The sequence below is a fragment of the Adlercreutzia caecimuris B7 genome, from assembly GCF_000403355.2.
Taxonomy (GTDB): domain Bacteria; phylum Actinomycetota; class Coriobacteriia; order Coriobacteriales; family Eggerthellaceae; genus Adlercreutzia; species Adlercreutzia caecimuris.
In genome coordinates this window covers 1-2,120 of sequence record NZ_KE159648.1, presented here as the reverse complement: position 1 = coordinate 2,120, position 2,120 = coordinate 1, and the positions used below count along the sequence as shown (strand labels likewise).

Here is a 2,120-nt window from a genome sequence, read left to right as displayed (position 1 = left end):
GCGTACACGAGGTCCACCGGCGCGCCCACGGGCTTGCCGTCCACGTATATCTGCACCTGCCCGCGCGGGGCCTGGCAGGTGGGCTTGGTTTTCTCCGAACCGAGCTCGCCGTCCACGGTGGGGGCGGCGCCGATGGTGGCGCTCACCTTGAGCACCTGGTCGGAGGGGTGGGCCACGTCCCCCGGCTTCCCGTCGTCAACCCACTCGGCCGCGATGCCGCTCACCTGGGAGGCGATGGGCCAGATGGTGAACTGGCCGGTGGCGCGGTGCCCCCAGTAGCTCTCGGAGAACTTCCCCTCGGTGTCGTTGGAGTACTGGGTCGATATGGCGGTGAACTTCATGGTGCCAACGTCGGAGCCGTCGCCCGTCTCGGCGCCCGTGGGGTTGCCGGCGCTGTCGAGGTGCTGGTAGCGGAAGGTGATCTTCTCGGCCTGGGTCAGGTCGCGCCCGTCGGGCGTGCGCAGGGGCAGGGGGAACATGGATGCGCCCTTGCCGTCGTAGTACTTGTCCAGGTTCGCCAGGTAGTCGGCGTCCAGGGTGAAGTCGGCGTAGCGCCGCAGCTTGCCGTCGTTGGTCACGCCGGGCGGCAGCGAGCTGTCGGCGGGGCGGAACAGCGGCAGCGGCGTGACGGGGGTGGGGTTGCCGCTCTCGTCCAGCTTGTCGGTGTCCAGGTAGGTGAGCTTCACGGTCACCTCGCTGTCCTGCTTCACGGTTTTGGGCAGCCACAGGTACAGGTTTCCCTTGTCGAACTCGGCGGGCGCCCCGTAGTCGTAGGGCTCGCCGTCCACGAGCAGCTGCCAGTCGGTGACCTTGTAGGTGTTCTCGCCCACGTCGGATCTGAGGTCCACCTGGATCATCTCGATGGGCTCGCCCGCGCCGTTGTAGGCTTCGGTGCCGTTGCCGCCGAGAAACCGGAAGTCCGCGACGTTGCCGCCGTTGCCGATAGAGCCGCCGGTGATGGTGATCTTGACGCCGGTCTGGCCCATATCGCAGGTGCCAGCCGAGGGGATGAGCGTGCCGCCGGTGAGGATGATCTGGTAGCCGTCGGCTCGGGTGCTGGCGCAGCAACCCTGACCGAACCCTCCCGAGCACTCGCCGCCCGTGGCCTTCACGTAGCCTCCGTTGATGCGGATGTTGCCGCAGCGCGTGCCAGCGTTCCCGTTGCGCACCCCGCCGCCGATGCCAGCTGCATGATAGCCTCCCTGGGTCTCGATATAGCCGCCGTTGACGGTGATCCACTCGTCGATGCTGGTGCCATCGCCAAACGAGCCGCCGCCGATGCCGGCCGAGCCGCCGACATCGGTAACGGGCTTCTTTGCGAGAATGCGGCCGCCCTCGATGGTGATGGCGCCGCCCGCCTCGGAGTGGTTGCCGCCGATACAGGCGCCGTCAAGGTTGCTGCTCATGGTCGAGGAGACATCGAGGGTTCCCGGGTTGTCGCTGGCGAGCACGCTGAGGGGATCGCCGCGCTTCACCCGGGTCTTTCCGTCATCGAGGGTCGCATCGACGCTCACCTCGCCGTTCTCGGGGACAATGCCGCTGTTGGGCACCGTGTCGTCGATGACGAGCTTGCCTCTCGTGGTGCATCGCAGGCCCGCGGCGCCATTGCGGCTGGCAAACAGGCTGTTGAGCGTCCCGTCGGCAAGCACAAGGTGGAGGGAGGCTCCGGGTTCCACGCTAATGGCACTGGAAGAGGTTGAGATGGAGACGCCGTTGAGCACGATGCGCGCGTCGGTGCCGGCGGGGATGAGGATGCTCGTGGCGCAGGAGGAGCCCATGTTCTTGTTCTGCACGACGAGGTGCTTGGTCGTCAGCACGGTCACCTGGTCGGTGCTGCTGCTGTAGGAGAAGTCGCCGGCTTCGGCCGTGTCTCCGTCGATGCCCCAGAAAACCAAGCCGCCGAGCTCGATGACCGATGCGGGACGCGGCAGGGGGCTGCCGGTGTTGATGTCGTCGAGCGGGAGGCTCGATCGGGAAACCCGCGAGGAAGCTTGCTCTGAGATTTGCGCTCTCGGGGCCGGCTTGGCGCATCGGAACGCCCTGCCCACGGTCCTCGCGGCGAGGTCGGCCGTCGCCCGCGCGTGATCGCTTCCCTCGGAGGCCTCCGCGTCGGGCGGCTC

General features: G+C 67.6%; 1 pseudogene. It reads right to left on the bottom strand.

From position 1 onward, the window contains the following. A pseudogene (locus tag C811_RS17000) lies at positions 1–2,120 on the bottom strand (hypothetical protein); the annotation flags it as partial.